At 68.2% G+C, this 15709-nt stretch carries 14 protein-coding genes; 8 read left to right on the forward strand and 6 right to left on the reverse strand.

Annotation, left to right across the window (positions count from 1 at the left end; all coding sequences use genetic code 11):
* Window positions 1–90 precede the first annotated feature (90 nt).
* Window positions 91–1308, reverse strand: a complete 1218-nt coding sequence (locus BST27_RS27190; RefSeq protein WP_079220191.1) for an acyltransferase family protein — start codon at window positions 1306–1308, stop codon at window positions 91–93.
* Between the two features lie 137 nt (window positions 1309–1445).
* On the opposite strand from BST27_RS27190, the gene pgfA reads away from it, so the two are divergent.
* The gene (pgfA, locus tag BST27_RS27195) at window positions 1446–2798 is read left to right on the forward strand and encodes a cell envelope lipid trafficking protein PgfA (RefSeq protein ID WP_069421650.1); all 1353 of its coding nucleotides are present in this window, start codon (window positions 1446–1448) and stop codon (window positions 2796–2798) included.
* A gap of 9 nt (window positions 2799–2807) precedes the next feature.
* A complete protein-coding gene (locus BST27_RS27200; protein ID WP_069421651.1) occupies window positions 2808–4511 on the forward strand; it encodes an MmpA family trehalose lipid delivery protein in 1704 nt (567 codons plus the stop codon).
* Here the strand turns inward: BST27_RS27200 and BST27_RS27205 are convergent.
* Window positions 4508–4819, reverse strand: a complete 312-nt coding sequence (locus tag BST27_RS27205; RefSeq protein WP_069421652.1) for a helix-turn-helix transcriptional regulator — start codon at window positions 4817–4819, stop codon at window positions 4508–4510. The genes BST27_RS27200 and BST27_RS27205 overlap by 4 nt on opposite strands.
* Before the next feature lie 190 nt (window positions 4820–5009).
* Between BST27_RS27205 and BST27_RS27210 the strand changes: the two genes are divergently transcribed.
* The gene (locus BST27_RS27210; protein ID WP_069421672.1) at window positions 5010–5828 is read left to right on the forward strand and encodes a YoaK family protein; all 819 of its coding nucleotides are present in this window, start codon (window positions 5010–5012) and stop codon (window positions 5826–5828) included.
* 6 nt (window positions 5829–5834) lie between these two features.
* On the opposite strand, the gene BST27_RS27215 is transcribed toward BST27_RS27210, so the two are convergent.
* Window positions 5835–6989 (reverse strand): glycosyltransferase family 4 protein, encoded by a 1155-nt coding sequence (locus tag BST27_RS27215; RefSeq protein ID WP_069421653.1) that lies wholly within the window; start codon window positions 6987–6989, stop codon window positions 5835–5837.
* A 77-nt stretch (window positions 6990–7066) separates the two neighbouring features.
* Here BST27_RS27215 and BST27_RS27220 point away from each other — a divergent pair, with 77 nt between their 5' ends.
* Window positions 7067–7834, forward strand: a complete 768-nt coding sequence (locus BST27_RS27220) for a class I SAM-dependent methyltransferase (protein WP_069421654.1) — start codon at window positions 7067–7069, stop codon at window positions 7832–7834.
* Between the two features lie 94 nt (window positions 7835–7928).
* Window positions 7929–9407 carry an aldehyde dehydrogenase gene (locus BST27_RS27225; protein ID WP_069421655.1) on the forward strand — a complete coding sequence of 493 codons (1479 nt, stop codon included), beginning with the start codon at window positions 7929–7931 and terminating at the stop codon, window positions 9405–9407.
* A gap of 86 nt (window positions 9408–9493) precedes the next feature.
* On the opposite strand, the gene BST27_RS27230 is transcribed toward BST27_RS27225, so the two are convergent.
* Window positions 9494–10279 carry a crotonase/enoyl-CoA hydratase family protein gene (locus tag BST27_RS27230; RefSeq protein ID WP_069421656.1) on the reverse strand — a complete coding sequence of 262 codons (786 nt, stop codon included), beginning with the start codon at window positions 10277–10279 and terminating at the stop codon, window positions 9494–9496.
* Window positions 10280–10622: 343 nt separating this feature from the next.
* Here BST27_RS27230 and BST27_RS27235 point away from each other — a divergent pair, with 343 nt between their 5' ends.
* A complete protein-coding gene (locus tag BST27_RS27235) occupies window positions 10623–11252 on the forward strand; it encodes a TetR/AcrR family transcriptional regulator (RefSeq protein ID WP_069421657.1) in 630 nt (209 codons plus the stop codon).
* Between the two features lie 207 nt (window positions 11253–11459).
* The gene (locus BST27_RS27240; protein WP_069421658.1) at window positions 11460–12878 is read left to right on the forward strand and encodes a PE family protein; all 1419 of its coding nucleotides are present in this window, start codon (window positions 11460–11462) and stop codon (window positions 12876–12878) included.
* A gap of 3 nt (window positions 12879–12881) precedes the next feature.
* Here BST27_RS27240 and BST27_RS27245 read toward each other — a convergent pair whose 3' ends face one another.
* Window positions 12882–13178: a hypothetical protein gene (locus BST27_RS27245; RefSeq protein ID WP_069421659.1), complete on the reverse strand. Its 297-nt coding sequence runs from the start codon at window positions 13176–13178 to the stop codon at window positions 12882–12884.
* Window positions 13175–14668 (reverse strand): class I adenylate-forming enzyme family protein, encoded by a 1494-nt coding sequence (locus BST27_RS27250; protein ID WP_069421660.1) that lies wholly within the window; start codon window positions 14666–14668, stop codon window positions 13175–13177. Before BST27_RS27250 ends, BST27_RS27245 begins: the two co-directional genes overlap by 4 nt.
* 351 nt (window positions 14669–15019) lie before the next feature.
* Between BST27_RS27250 and BST27_RS27255 the strand changes: the two genes are divergently transcribed.
* Window positions 15020–15709, forward strand: a 690-nt coding sequence (locus tag BST27_RS27255) for a PE family protein (RefSeq protein WP_139805404.1), incomplete at its 3' end; no start/stop codon positions are given.

Below are 15709 nucleotides of genomic sequence, written 5' to 3' on the forward strand. Positions count from 1 at the left end.
TCCTGAGCTTAAAGGCAAATAAAGCCTCTGACCAGCTTTTTCTACACTTTGGACAATTTACGGCGTGTTGTCCGGCGTCGGCGTTGCGGGCTACGGCGCTATCGCGTCGGCTTCGCTGTCCTGAGGCTCGGCCGACCGCTGGCGGCGCCGCTCCCAACGGCGCAACGCCTCCCGGCAGGGCGACTCCACCAGGGCGTAGCTGACCGCGGCGATCGCCCAACCGAAGACCAACGTCAACAACAACACCGTCGGCATATGCCCGTTGAACGCGAATGCTCCGATCACCGGAAACACCATGTCCAGCGCGGCCAGGTGCCAGATGAACAGGCCATAGGACCACCGGCCCAGGGTCACCATGAAGGTGCTGCCCAACAACCGGTGCGGGGTGTCAGGACGGTCCAGCACCAGCGGTGCCACCAGCGCGATCGCGACCAGGGAGCCCATTGCCGTCTTGACCGCGAACTGGGTCGGCGTGCTGGGGACCAGGCCGGCCGGCCCAGCCAGTGGCGACGCCGCCACCAAGTAGGCCGCCACCGCGATCACCGCCATCAGCACCCGGCGACGCGCCAGCCGGTGCGCGAGCCCGACCGGGCGGTGCACCCACTCCGCCAGCAACATCCCGGCGGCGAACCAGGAGAAGAACGCGGGCGGCCAGTTCATCGGGTTGGCTCCCGGGCCGCCGGTGAGCGGTACCCATGCCCACGCCCAGCTGAGAGCCCCCAGTGCGGCGATAGCCGGCACCCGCGCGCCCACCGGAATCCGGCGGGCCAGCAGCGCGAAAATGGGCAACGCGAGGTAGAAGCTGACCTCGACGGACAGGCTCCACATCTGCGTGAGCCCAGCGGTGAGGGTGAGCGGCACGTAGATCTGAGTCAGCGTGAGGTTGGCCAACCAGACGGTCAAGCTGGCATTGTCCGAATCGGGCAGCAGGCACAGGATCACCACCACCGCGACCACGTAGGCGGGCATGATGCGGACCACCCGGGACCGCAAATAGTGGCCTGTCGACGGTCGTGGCTGCAGGCCGCGGGCCGCCGCCGCGTGCCCCCGCCACAACAGAAAGCCGGACAGCGCGAAGAACACGGCGACGGCCAGGTCGAAGCGGCCGAACAGCCGGCCGTCCACACCGCTGGAATGGCCCGTCTGGAAAGCGACGTGCGTGACGACCACTCCCATTGCCGCACAGGCGCGCATGCCTTCGACGGCGGGCAAGAAGCTGCGGGTGCCGCCTACCTGTTGCGCCACCTCTTGGGCCGCGGTTGGGGTCGCCTGTTGCGTTGCCGGCGGGGTCGCCTGCTCGGTCACCATCTCAGTCTGCCTGTGCTGTGCTGACAGCTGGACGGGGTACACCGGATTCGTCCGACCGACGCACACAATCTGCTGTTAGGGTCAAACAGATTCCCGCACTGCTTGCGAGGCCGTAAGAACAAGGAGGTCACTGCAACGTGAACCGAGCCGTCAGGTTGCGGATCGCCGCGTGCGGAATTATCGGCCTCGGTGCCGCGCTGCTGATCGCCGCCCTGCTCCTGTCGACCTACACCCGCGACAAGATCACCAAGATCCCACTCGACATCGACACCACGCTGCTTAGCCAGGGCCGCGGACAAGCACTGGACTCGGCGTCGCTCGCCACCGAACATCTCGTCATCGACGAAGCGCCCATTTTGTCTCGGCAAGAAGTAAAGGTAGAGGCCCCGGCCAACGCCGACATCGTCACCCTGCAGGTCGGCACCTCGGTCCGGCGGACCGACAAGCAGCAGGAGTCGGGGTTGCTGCTGGCGATGGTCGACCGGGTCACGCTGAACCGCTCGACGGCGATGGCGTTGTCCGACGACAACAAGCTGCACAACGCTCTGTTGGAGCCGATTTTCCCGCGGAAGCCCGGCGATGCACCGGATGACCCCAAGCACCCCAAGACCGACACCAGGAACTACGTGCTGCTGCGGCACGAGGGGCTGTCTTACCGATTCCCGTTCAACACGGAAAAGAAGACATATCCGTACTTCGACCCGATCGCGCAGAAGGCGTTCGACGCCAACTACGAAGGCGAAGAAGACATCAACGGCCTGACCGCATACCGGTTCACCCAGAACGTCGGCTTCGGCAACGACGGAAAGCTGGTCGCGCCCCTGACCTACCAGTCGCGGTACCCGGGCAACGACGACGGCAAGGTCACCATGAGCGCGGGCATGTGGAACCTCCCCGGCGACCCGGCCGAAGAGGTCACCATGACCCGCTACTACGCCGCGCAGCGCACCTTCTGGGTGGATCCCGTGACCGGCACGATCGTCAAGCAATCCGAGCACGCCTACCACTACTACGCCCGCGAGGCGCTCAAGCCTGAGGTGACGCTGACCGATTACCGGGTGGCTTTCACCCCCGACACCATCGAGTCGCAGGTCAATGCGGCTCGTGACGAGCGCGACCGGTTGGCGCTGTGGACCCGGGTGCTGCCCATCACCTTCGTCGCGACGGGCTTGATCGCCTTGATCGCCGGCGGTGTGCTCGCCTCGTTCAGCCTGCGGACCGAGAGTGCCCTGATCGATCCGGGTCTGGACCGGGCCGACACCGACTACTTCCGGCGCGCGGGCCTCGAGGAACCCGTGCCGGGCGCCGAGGCGGTGACCGAGAAGCTGCCCACCCAACGTCCGGAACTGCATGACGAACCGCGGCTGCCCAGCGCGGATCCGCTGCCGCCGGCCGCGGCTGATCCCCAGCCACCCGAATCCGGGCCTGCGTCGCCCCCCGAGTCGGGCCCAACCGAACCGCCACCCGCGGGTCCGGCCGAACGGGCTTAACCCGCCAACGTGCGTTGGTTGCGGCCGGGATACGCGTTGGTTCTGGCGCTGCTGGTGGTTGCGCCGCTGTTGCGACCCGGCTACCTGCTGCTGCGCGACGCGGTGTCCACCCCACGGTCGTACCTGTCCGACACCGCGCTGGGCCTGACGGCTGCGCCGCGCGCCACACCGCAGGATTTCGCGGTCGCGCTGGCCTCGCAGGTGGTCGACGGCGGGATTCTGGTGAAGGCGCTGCTGGTGCTGGGGCTGTGGCTGGCCGGATGGGGCGCGGCGCGTCTGGTCGCGACGGCGCTGCCCGAGGCGGGCCCGGCCGGCCAGTTCGTCGCGACCACGTTGGCGATCTGGAATCCCTATGTCGCCGAACGGCTTTTACAGGGCCATTGGAGCCTGCTGGTCGGTTACGGCTGCCTGCCCTGGGTCGCTACGACAATGCTGCAGCTGCGGTCCGGCCTGGGCGGTTGGGCACGGGTCTGCGAACTGGCGTTCTGGATCGCACTTGCCGGCTTGACCCCTACCGGACTGCTGCTGGCTGCTGCGGTGGCGCTGGCCTGTGTCTTTGCACCGGGTGAAGGGCGGTCGCGGCTGTTCTGCGCCACGTTGACGGGTGTCGTCGCGCTGGTGGGGGCGTTGCCGTGGCTGTGCGCGGCGGCATTGGGTTCGTCGCTGTCCAGCCACACGGCCGCGAACACGCTCGGGGTCACCGCTTTCGCGCCGCGGGCCGAGCCTGGCTTGGGCACACTGGTCAGCTTGGCGAGCCTGGGCGGCATCTGGAACGGCGCCGCCGTACCCGGTTCGCGGACAACGCTTTTCGCGGTGGTGTCGGCCGCCTTCCTACTGGCCGTGGTGGCCGTCGGGCTGCCGGCCGCGCTGCACCGGCGTGTCGCGGTGCCGTTACTGGTGCTGGCGCTGGTGGCGGTGCTGGTGCCGGCGGCTTTGGCGACGGGCCCGGGACTGCACCTGCTACGCGCGGTGGTCGACGCGGTACCTGGCCTGGGTGTGCTGCGCGACGGGCAGAAGTGGGTCGCGTTGGCGATGCCGGGCTACGCGCTGGCCGCCGGCGGCGCGGTGGTGACACTGCGGGATCGGCTGCGACCGACGGCGACGGCGGCGCTCTGCTGCGCGGCATTGCTCCTGGCGCTACCCGACCTGGCATGGGGAGCCTGGGGCAGGCTCGAACCCGTCCACTACCCGCCCGGATGGGCGCGGGTGGCGGCGGCGATCAACGCGGACCCCGGGACCGTAGCGGTCTTGCCGGCGGGCACCATGCGGCGCTTTACCTGGGCCGGACCCGCGCCGGTGCTGGATCCCTTGCAGCGCTGGGTTCGCGCGGACGTGTTGACGTCGGGTGACCTGGTGATTTCGGGAGTGACCGTGCCGGGGGAAGGAACTCAGGCGCGGGCCGTCGAGGAGTTACTTCTCACCGGGCCGGAACCCGCGGCTTTGTCCTCGGCCGGGGTGAGCTGGCTGGTCGTGGAATCCGACAGCGTCGGCGACCTAGGTGCTAGCGGTCGCACCCTCGCCGGGCTGACGCCGATGTACCGCGACGAGGGGTTGGCGCTGTATCGAATCGCTGGCACGACCAACCGCGCACCCGCCGGGCACGTGCACGCCACCATCGCAGCGCACCTGGCTTGGCTGGCGATGCTGGTGGTGGCCGGAGCGGGGGCGGTCGGGTTGGCGATACGCCGCTCGGTGCCGGCCGGCAAGGACTAGGACAAGGCTTGAACGAGTTCGCCAACGGTGTGGCGAGCCTCGAGCGGGTGGCGCAACCGTCCGTCCGGATTGAGCCGGTACACGTTGCGGCGGCCGACCTTCGACTTGATCAGATAGCCCGCTTCGGTCAGATCGGCCAAGATCGTTTGCACGGAGCGCTCCGTGATGCCGATGCGCTGGGACAACTCCCGCGCGGTCAGTGGGTCGCTGACCGACACGCAGAGCAGCACGTGGCCGTGGTTGCTCAAGAAAGTCCATCCACGGTCTGAACCGGGGCTGCTGGACTGAACGACATCCGCGACGTCCATAGGCACAACTCTACCCGTTCTTTCACGTAAAACTCTTCGCCTATTCATATCAGTCACAGCCCGTCGCACTCGAGCGGGTCCCGCGGTCTTTTCGAACTCATACGAAAACTTATTGATGAAGTAAATTTCGGTAGATAGGCTTCGTGTTGTGCCCACGGACCGATTGAGAACGCGGAACGAAACCCAGACCATGACTGCCCCGATCCCCTCGACTCGCCAGGTTCGTGTCTCCCCTCGCGCCGTGTTGCTGTGCTACACGGGCTCGCTGGCCTTCATCGCGGGCTTCGTCAATGCGGTGGCCTTGCTGATCCTCGCTTTTCCGGTCGGCAACCTCACCGGCGTAACCACCCAACTCGGCATGAACACGGCCAACCCGTTGCTCTACGAAGGTCACCTGCTGGTGGCGATCCTGATCGGATTCTGGGCAGGCGCGCTGGCCGCCGGAACCGTGCTGGGTTCAAGCGAACATCCGACCGGGCAACACCATGCCGTCGTCCTGGCATTGGAGGGGATGCTGCTGCTCCTCGCCGCTGTCGGAGTGGCGAAAGCCGAGGTCCACGGCTTCGTTGCCACCCTCGGCATCGAGCCACCCGTCTTGCAGGCGATGTTCGCCGCAGCGGCCCTCGGCATGCAGAACGGGCTGACCTCCAGCTTGCGTGAGATGGCCATCCGCACCACGCACTTCACCGGCACGGTCACCGACCTCGGGCTGATGCTGGGCCGGAGTCGCCAGCACGGACTCGACAAGTGGAAACTCGCCGTCCTCGCGGCCACATTGTTGCTGTTCCTGGTGGGCGGCGCGACCGGACTCCTGTTTGGCAACTGGCTCGGCGGCTATGCGTTACTCGCCCCGGCATCGGCGTGCGTCGCCCTGGCCGTCGCATACGCGATCCGCAGTCGCCGACTCGAAGGCAGTGCGTCACCCGCCGAAGCCGACGCCGATGCCGAGGTCGAGAGCAAGTCCTTGTCCCTGGCCGGACCGGAACTAGCCCCCGTAACGGCCGGCTAGACCGAGCTACACCACGCCGCTGACGCGGGTTCCGGTTTGCACCGCGTCGAGCACGCACCGCATCGCTTCGGCGCTCTGCTGCCAGGAGAACTCGAGACTGCGCGCTTGAGCCTTGGCGCCAAGCTGATGGCGCAGCACCTCGTCAGACAGCAGCTCTTCGAGCCGGTCCACCAGCTCGGCCTGGCTGTCGACCAACACTCCGGTAACCCCGTCGATGATCGAGTCGGACAGGCCGCCAGAGGACCGGTAGCCGATGGTGGGCACCGCGTGCTGAGCCGCTTCCAGGACCGCCAGCCCCCACCCCTCTTTCCGGGAAGGCAGCAGGTGCACCCAAGAACTTTGCAGCACATCGTGTTTGGTCAGGTCGTCGACGTGGCCGTGGAACGTCACCACGTCGGCAATGCCCAAGCGATGAACATGGTCGACGAGCCGTTGCCGCCACCAACCACCCCCGATGACGTCGAGGTGCAGGCCCGGCACGCGCCCGCGCAGCGCCGCGACCGCGTCCAGCGCGTCCTCGATCTGCTTGTGCGGCACCAGCCGGGACAACACCACCACCCGCGGCTGGGGTGCGGGCCTGGCGGGCAGGGTCTGCGCCGGCGCTTCGTCAAGACCGTTGCGCACCACCGCGATCCGGCGGTTGTCCACCCCAAGAGCGACCAGATCCCGAGCCGACGGCAGCGACACCGTGACGTACTGATTGCGCTGATTCACCCACGGCGACAGCCTGGACTCGACGTACCAGCCCAGCCGGGACAGCACCGGGCCAGCCACCGGCCACTGCTCGCGGTGACAGTGGTGCACCAACACCGCAACCTTCTGCCCGTAGGCCACCCGGGCCAGGAAGGGCAGGCCGTTCTGGGTGTCGACGACGACGTCGGGCCGCACGTGGCGTAGCGGGCCGAGCCGGACGCGAGCGGCGAGCATCGCCAGCAGCGCCCAGATGTACACCGTGTAGCGGCCGCCGGCGCGGCTGATCTGAACCCCGTCGACGACTTCGTGGCGCGGCGCTCCGGGATAGCGGGCGGTGCGGAGAGTGACGTTGATGCCGCTGGCCGCCAGGTGCGCGCCGATGCGCTGCAGATACGTCTCGCTGCCGCCGCCCTGCGGGTGCCCGGTATCGCGCCAGCACAGCAGCAATACCGAGCGCAGAGTAGACATCGTTGGCCAGCCTATCCCGCTGGCGCGAGAAGCCGGGAGCGCTGGTGTGACGGCACCTCGCCCGTAGGGTATGGCAAGTGGCCGTGACCGACCTCTTCGCGCAGCGGGCGACGCTGGCTCGATCGCTGCGGCTGTTGTCGGAATTCCGCTACGAACAATCCGACCCCGCACGCTTTTACGGTGCGCTGGCCGCCGACACCGCGACCATGGTCGGCGACCTGTGGCAGGCCCTGCGGGGCGCGCCACCGGCCGGGCGAACGCTGCTGGACGTGGGCGGCGGACCGGGTTACTTCGCGTCGGCGTTGTCCGCCGCCGGGGTGCGCTACATCGGCGTCGAACCGGACCCGTCGGAAATGCACGCCGCGGGCCCAGTTCGCGCGGACGCACGCGACGTGTTCGTACGGGCCTCGGGCATGGCGCTGCCGTTCGCCGACGACTCGGTGGACATCTGCCTGTCCTCCAACGTCGCCGAGCACGTGCCGAGGCCGTGGCAGCTCGGCGGCGAAATGCTGCGGGTGACCAAGCCCGGAGGCCTGGTGGTGCTGTCCTACACGGTCTGGCTGGGCCCGTTCGGTGGGCACGAGACGGGGCTGAGCCACTACCTCGGCGGCGCCCGAGCCGCCGCCCGCTATACCCGCAAACACGGCCATCCACCGAAAAACAACTACGGGTCGTCGTTGTTCGCCGTGTCGGCCGCCGACGGACTGGACTGGGCCGACAGCACCGGAGCAGCGATCGCCGCATATCCCCGCTACCACCCACGATGGGCCTGGTGGCTGACCTCCGTACCGGTGCTGCGGGAGTTCCTGGTGAGCAATCTGGTGCTCGTCCTCCAGCCGCAATAATGGAACATGTTCTAATCTCGCCGCCGCTTGGGTAGGGTGGCGAGTGCGCCCGCCGGCGACGATGCAACGCGGAGCGACGAGGAGGATCGGCGGAATGACTGAAGCGACAATCGCTAAGACAACCGAGTACGACAAACTTTTCATCGGCGGCAAATGGACCGAGCCGTCGACGGACCAAGTCATCGAGGTGCGCTGCCCGGCCACCGGCGAGTACGTCGGCAAGGTGCCGTTGGCGGCGGCTGCCGACGTGGAAGCCGCGGTTGCGGCGGCGCGCGCGGCTTTCGACAACGGCCCGTGGCCGACGACCCCGCCGAAGGAGCGCGCGGCCGTTCTCGCCAAGGTGGCCCAGTTGCTCGAAGAGCGCAAGGAGCATTTCGCCAAGCTGCTTGCCGACGAGACCGGCCAGCCGCCCATGACCGTCGAGACGATGCACTGGATGGGCTCCATGGGCGCGCTGAACTTCTTCGCCGGCCCGGCCGCCGATCAGGTCAAATGGCGGGAGATTCGCAACGGTGCCTACGGGCAGACCATCGTCTATCGCGAACCGATCGGCGTGGTGGGCGCGATCGTGGCGTGGAACGTGCCGCTGTTCCTGGCGATCAACAAGCTGGGCCCGGCGTTGCTCGCCGGGTGCACCGTGGTGCTCAAGCCGGCGGCCGAAACCCCATTGACCGCAAACGCTTTGGCGGAGGTGTTCGCGGACGCCGGGTTACCCGAGGGCGTGCTCTCGGTGGTGCCGGGCGGCGTCGAGACCGGCCAGGCGCTGACGTCCAACCCCGACGTCGACCTGTTCACCTTCACCGGCAGCTCGGCCGTCGGCAAGGAGATCGGCAAGCGGGCGGCGGAGCTGCTCAAGCCCTGCACCCTGGAGCTCGGCGGGAAGTCGGCGGCCATCATGCTCGAGGACGTCGACCTGGCCACCGCGGTCCCGATGATGGTGTTTTCCGGGATCATGAACACCGGGCAGGCCTGTGTCGGACAGACGCGCATCCTGGCCCCGCGCTCGCGCTACGACGAAATCGTGGAAGCCATAAGCAATTTCGTTAAGGCGCTGCCCGTCGGGCCGCCGTCGGACCCGGGGGCTCAGATCGGCTCGCTGATCTCGGAGAAGCAGCGCGCCCGGGTCGAGGACTACATCGCCAAGGGCATCGAGGAGGGCGCGCGGCTGGTCTGCGGCGGCGGCCGTCCCGAGGGCCTGGACAACGGCTTCTTCGTGCAGCCGACGGTGTTCGCCGACGTCGACAACAAGATGACGATCGCGCAAGAGGAGATCTTCGGGCCGGTGCTGGCGGTCATTCCCTACGACACCGAGGAGGATGCGGTCAAGATCGCCAACGACTCGGTGTACGGGTTGGCCGGCAGCGTGTGGACCAGCGACATCCCCCGCGGCATCAGGATTGCGGAGCAAATCCACACCGGGACGTATGCGATCAACTGGTACGCCTTTGACCCCTGCTGTCCGTTCGGCGGCTACAAGAACTCAGGCATCGGCCGTGAGAATGGGCCGGAGGGCGTCGAGCACTTCACGCAGCAGAAGAGCGTGCTGATGCCGATGGGCTACACGGTCGAGTAGCCCCCGCCAGCAGCCAGCCCCGCGAGCAGACGCAAACTCGTACAAAACGGGCCCGTTTTGTACGAGTTTGCGTCTGCTGGGCGGGTTTAGCGACCGGAGAACTTCGCCGGTCGGCGCTCGATGAACGACTGCACGCCCTCGGCGGCGTCGGCGCTGGCGAACAGCGCGGCCACATCGGGCCGCAGCCGTTCGATCGCGGTCACCTCGCCCTGAGAGCGCGCCCGCTGCGCCGATGCCAGCGTGGCCCGCACGCCCAACGGCGCGGCACGGTCGGCGATGGTGTGCGCGATCTCGCGGGCGCGGGCCAGGGTCGCCGCCGCGTCGTCGGCAACCTCTTGAACCAGCCCTATCCGGTGCGCCTCGGTGGCGTCGAACTCGTCGCCGGTGAGCAACCAACGCATGGCGTTGCCCCAGCCCGCGTCGCGCGGCAGGCGGATGGTCGCGCCGCCAAACGGGTAGATGCCGCGTTGCACCTCAAGCTGGGTGAACCGGGTCCCGACGGCGGCGATGCGGATGTCGGCGGCAAGCAGCAACTCGATGCCCAGCGTCATGCACCAGCCGTGCGCCGCCGCGACCACCGGAGTGGTCCACTCCCCGTCCAGGCGCCACGGGTCCCGGCCGCCCTCCGGGAACTCCAACTCCCCGGCCGCAATGCTCGGGCCGACGTCGACGAGGTCCAACCCCGCGGTGAAGTGGTCGCCGTGCGCGAAGAGCACGCCGGCGCGCAGCGAATCGTCGGCTTCGAGCAGCCCGTAGGCGCTGGAGAGATCGGCCAGCATGCCGCGGTCGAACGAATTGCGCTTGTGGGGCCGGTTGAGTCCGATCAGCAGGACATGCCCGTCCCGTTCCAAGGACACGGTGTCGCTAGTCATCGCCTCAGTGAACCGCAGACCTACGCATTATGCAATAGATCATAAATTAATGGCATCTTAAGGCCGGTTAACGGGGATAATCCCAGATAAAAGCCGCACTAAGCGGGGAAACTTGCCTACCTCAGGGCTGTTGAATATGATTACTTGCATAGTCACCGGCCGTCGACCCCGGCGTGTGACAGTCCTATACACGTGGGGAGACAGCCATGCGGGTCATCGAAGTCAACATTGCGGGTTTCCGGTTCACCCGTCGGATACCCGAACCATCAGACCGCCCACGCCGGTTGCGTCCCCGCGGCCCGGACCGGCTGTCGGTTCGGCAGTCGCACGCACCCTCGCCCGCATGAGGCCGGCCGACCCCTTCGCAGCCAAGCGCGGCGGCACCCGCACGAAGATGCTGGTCAGCGCCGCGGAGGTGCTACGCGAGCGCGGCGCGGCCGGGGTCACCATCGACGCGGTGCTGGCCCGCAGCGGCGCCCCGCGCGGCTCGGTCTACCACCACTTTCCCGATGGCCGCAATCAAATCCTGCTCGACGCACTGCACTACGCCGGCGATGCCATCACCGCCAAGATCGAAGACACCGTCCCCCGAGGCGCCCGCGGGGTAGTTCACGATTTTGTCGAGTTCTGGGAGCACCTGTTGGTGGAGGGCGGGTTCACCGCCGGCTGCCCGGTGGTGGCGGCCGCCATCGGCTCTGCCGACGACGAACTCAACCTCGCCAACGAAGCCGGCGTCATCCTGGACCGTTGGTGCACCGCGCTGGAGCAGGCTTTCGTGGCAGAGGGCTTCGACGAGACCGAGTCGGCGTCGTTGGCCGTGATGGCGCTCGCCGCCTTGGAGGGCGCCGTAGTGCTGTGCCGCTCGATGCGCAGCGTCGGCCCGCTGCACGAGGTGGCCAAGCAACTCGAATTCCTGATCGAGGCAAGGGAATTCGTGCGGCGCAACAACCCGTCGGAGAAGTCCGTCGGCTAACCCCGCGGCGCGGAGCCGTATCCCAGACGCGACGACTCTGGCAGATGAGGCGTTCCTGTGTCGTGTCGGTGAGGGATATGGGAATGCGATGGATTTCCTATGCGTCGCTGAGGGTTGGCGCTACGCTCATGATCGTTACCCACGGTCGACGATCGATCACTCAGGCTGGTCAACCGCCGAGCCGTCATGCGTCGGCGGAGGTGCGGAATGTCGTTTCTGATTACACAAACAGACCTCGTGGCGGCGGCCGCCTCGGATTTGGCCGGTATCGGTTCCGCCATCAGGGAGGCGACGACGGCCGCGGCGGCACCGACAACCGGCCTGCTCGCGGCGGGCGCTGATGAGATTTCGGCTGCAGTGTCCGCGGTCTTCAGCGGCCACGCGCAGGCGTATCAGGCGCTCAGCGTCCAAGCCGCAGCATTTCATCAACAGTTCGTCCAGGTTCTGAACGCCGGAGCGGGCGCCTACGCCACCGCCGAGGCGGCCAACGCGGCGGCCGCAGCCAGTCCCTGGCAAGCCCTGCAGCAGCAAGTACTCGATCTGATCAACACTCCCACCCAGACGCTGCTGGGACGCCCACTAATCGGCAACGGCACCAACGGGTTGCCCGGGACCGGCCAGAACGGCGGGGCTGGCGGAATCCTGTGGGGCAACGGCGGCGACGGCGGGTCGGGCGCGGCCAACGCGCCTGGCGGCGCCGGCGGCGCCGCAGGGTTGTTCGGCAACGGCGGGGCCGGGGGTACCGGCGGCCCAAGCTCCACCCCCACCACCGCCGGCGCCGGGGGCCCCGGTGGCGCCGGGGGGCTGTTGTATGGCAACGGCGGCGCGGGCGGCGCCGGTGGGCTCACCAACGCCGGTGGTGTGGCCGGTGCCGGTGGCGCCGGTGGCGACGCGATCGGGTTGTTCGGCAATGGTGGCCCCGGCGGCATGGGCGGCACTGGTGCTAGCGGCATCCTCAGCAGCGGAGGGGTAGGAGGGCAGGGCGGCCACGGCGGCCTGTTGCACGGCAACGGCGGCCACGGCGGCGGCGGCGGACGCGGTGAAATCGGCCAAGTTGGCGGCAGAGGCGGCGACGGCGGCTTGCTGAGCGGCAACGGCGGCGACGGTGGCGACAGCGGAGGCGCCGGCCGGGCGGCCGGCAACGGAGGGAATGCGGGTCTGTTCGGCAACGGCGGCGCCGGCGGGACGGGCGGAGGAGCCGTCGGTGGCGGGATCGGCGGTGCCGGCGGGGCCGGCGGTAACGGCGGGCTGCTGGTCGGCGACGGCGGGCACGGCGGCAACGGGGGGCAGTCCAGCGGTGCCGGTGGCGTCGGCGGCGCCGGCGGCAACGCCATCGGACTGTTCGGTAACGGCGGCGAAGGCGGGACCGGGGGCCAGACTTCCGGAGTCGCCGTCGCCGCCGGTACCGGTGGCCGTGGCGGCAACGGCGCCGTCATCGGCGACGGGGGTGGCGGCGGCAACGGCGGCACCGGCGGCACGGGAGGCCTTGGGGGCGCGGGCGGCAATGCCCAGCTAATCGGCAGCGGCGGCGGCGGTGGAAATGGCTTCAACAAGGCCGGCGGCGCGGGCGGCGGCGGCGGGTTGTTGCTCGGGGTCGTCGGGGCCGACGGGCGGCAGGGGCCCTGATGCTCAGTCGCTGGCGGGTAGCGGTTTGACCTCTTTGAGCTGCAACGGCGTGGTTCCGATACTCAGGCTCCCTGCGCCTGCCTTGGTGACGAGCAATTCGGCACCGTTTTCGTCGACGTAGCGTTTGCCCATCACCGTGCCGCCGGCGAAGGCCGGGTCGAGTTCGCCCGAGCGCTCGCTGCCGATCGGCACCATGGGCGCGCCGCCGCACCGCAGGTCGTCCAGACTGTCGGCGCTTCGGACGACGATGACCTGGGTGTCACAGACCTGACTGGCCAGACGGGTTCCGTTCTTGATCATGTTTTAGTACCTGCCAGTTCTTCGATGATCTCCCGGCGGAGCACTTTGCCGGTGGCGGTGGTGGGCAGCTCGTCGCGGAACACTACCCGGTCGGGGGTGCGTGACCCGCGCAAGCTCTTACGGACATATTCGCGGAGTTCGTCGGGGTCGGGGTCGGCGCCCGCCTCGGGCACCACCACGGCGACGATCGCCTGTCCCCACTGCGGATCTTCGACGCCGACGACGGCGACGTCGCGCACGTCTGGGTGCTCGATCAGCACCTCCTCCAGTTCGGCGGGCGCGATGTTCTCGCCGCCGCGGATGATGGTGTCGTCGCTGCGGCCGCCTATGAACAGGTAGCCGTCTTCGTCGAGAAAGGCGATGTCTTTCGTCGGAAACCAACCGTCCTCATCGAGCACCGAACCGATCCCGGTGTAGCGGCCGGAGACCTGCTCCCCGCGCACATACAGCTCGCCGGTTTGCCCCGGCCCGAGCACGGTGCCATCTTCGCCGCGGATCTGCACCTCGATGCCGGGCACCGGACGTCCGACCGAGCCCAGCCGCTTGGCGCCGGCGGCGTCCGTGGCGGCTTGGGCGGCGCGGTGGTCATCGGGGGTCAAAACCGCGATCGTCGAACTCGTCTCGGTGAGGCCGTAGGCGTTGACGAAGCCGACGTCAGGCAGCAGCTCGAGCGCCCGGCGCACCAACGGTAGGCCCACTTTCGAACCGCCGTAGGCGAGGTTGCGCAGCGTGGCCAGCTTGTGCTCACCGGTCTCGAGTACCGTGACGATGCGGTCCAGCATGGTGGGCACCACCGTTGCCGTGGTGACCCGCTCGGCATTGGCCAGCCGCACCCACTCGGCGGCGTCAAAGTTCGGCAGGTACACCATCTTTCGGCCGGCATAGAGGTTGGACAGCGCCGCGCCCACCCCGGCGATGTGATAGGGCGGCACGCAGATCAACGCGGCGTCGGTGGGTGCGGCCGACTCGAATTCGACGGTCCCAGTGACGTAGCTGGTCAGGTTGTTGTGGGTGAGCTCGACGGCCTTGGGCTGCGACGTGGTGCCGGAGGTGAACAGCACCACCGCGACCGAGTCCGGATCGGCGAACTCCATGGCGGGTTCGGCACCCTTGGCGGCGGTCAGAAATTCGTCGGAAACCAGCACCCGGTCCGACGCCGCGCCGACCGCGTCGCGGTAGCGATCGTCGACGATCACCAAGGGTTCTGGCAGCCGCGCGATCAGTGACTGGATCCCGTCTGCGGACAGCCGGTAGTTGATCGGCGTGAACGGCACACCCGCCCGCGCCGCGGCGAAGATCAGCGTTGGCAGCAGCGCGCCGCCGGTGCCGACGTAGGCGACGTGCTGAGCCGTCGACCCCGCGATGACGCCCGCGCCGCCGTCGGCGAGGTCACTGAGCTGCTGCGTGGTGAGGCGGGCGTCGTCGGAGACCACGGCCGTGCGATCGGGATTGCTGGACGCAGCCATCTCGAGTAGCAGCGAAATGCTCAAGTTCGACCCTTCGACGTCCTCGATCCTTTACAAATCTCGTCGATAGTGTAACCCATGCCGGGTAGCGGGATCAGGGCACCAAGCCGGATCGCTAGCGCTGAGCTAGCGAGCGCGGCAGCGCCGGTCCAAGTCGGGGCCGGGTCGCCAAGGCGCTCGCGAGAGGTTCGATGTCCGTGCCGAGTCCTTACCGGCGTGGTTTTCTGTCAGTTTGCAATGCTTTCGTTTGGCGTGATTTCCGAATTTGCCATGAACATCATTTGCGCCTAGATATCCTCGAGATATTCCGCATGGCTCGACGATCTCGCTGACGTGGCCGACCGCCGACCGGGCCGTGCCATCGGGAGGTACGGAATGTCATTCCTCATCGCAATTCCTGACGAAATCGCCTCCACTGCAACTGATTTTGCGAAGATCGGCGCGGCGATCAGCGAAGCCAACGCGGCCGCATTCGCCCCTACGGCGCAAGTACTGGCCGCTGGCGCCGATGAGGTGTCGGCGGCGATCGCCGCGTCGTTCGGCGCACACGCGCTGGACTATCAATCTTTGAGCGCCCAAGTGGCGACCTTCCACGAACAGTTGGTCCAGACCCTGGGCGCGAGCGCGGGCGCCTACGCCGCCGGCGAGGCGGCCAGCGCATCGCCGTTGCAGAGCGTCGTCGCGCAACTGCTCGGAGCGATCAACGCGCCCACCGAATTGCTGTTGCAGCGCCCGCTGATCGGCGACGGCACCAACGGTGCACCCGGGACGGGGCAAAACGGTGGCGCTGGCGGGATTCTGTGGGGCAATGGCGGTAACGGCGGGTCCGGCGCCCCGGGTAAGAACGGTGGCAACGGCGGGCCGGCCGGCCTGTTTGGCAACGGCGGCGCCGGCGGGACGGGCGGGGTTGTCAACGTGGGCGCAGGTACCGGCGGCACCGGCGGAGCGGGCGGTACGGGCGGGCTGCTGGTTGGCAATGGCGGCGCGGGCGGCGCGGCGTCGGACCGGGTGCTGGTTTCCGACGAATTTCTGACCGCCGCCAAGGGTGCCGAACCCGCCATGGAG

It is taken from the genome of Mycobacterium intermedium (genome assembly GCF_002086275.1).
Taxonomy (GTDB): domain Bacteria; phylum Actinomycetota; class Actinomycetes; order Mycobacteriales; family Mycobacteriaceae; genus Mycobacterium; species Mycobacterium intermedium.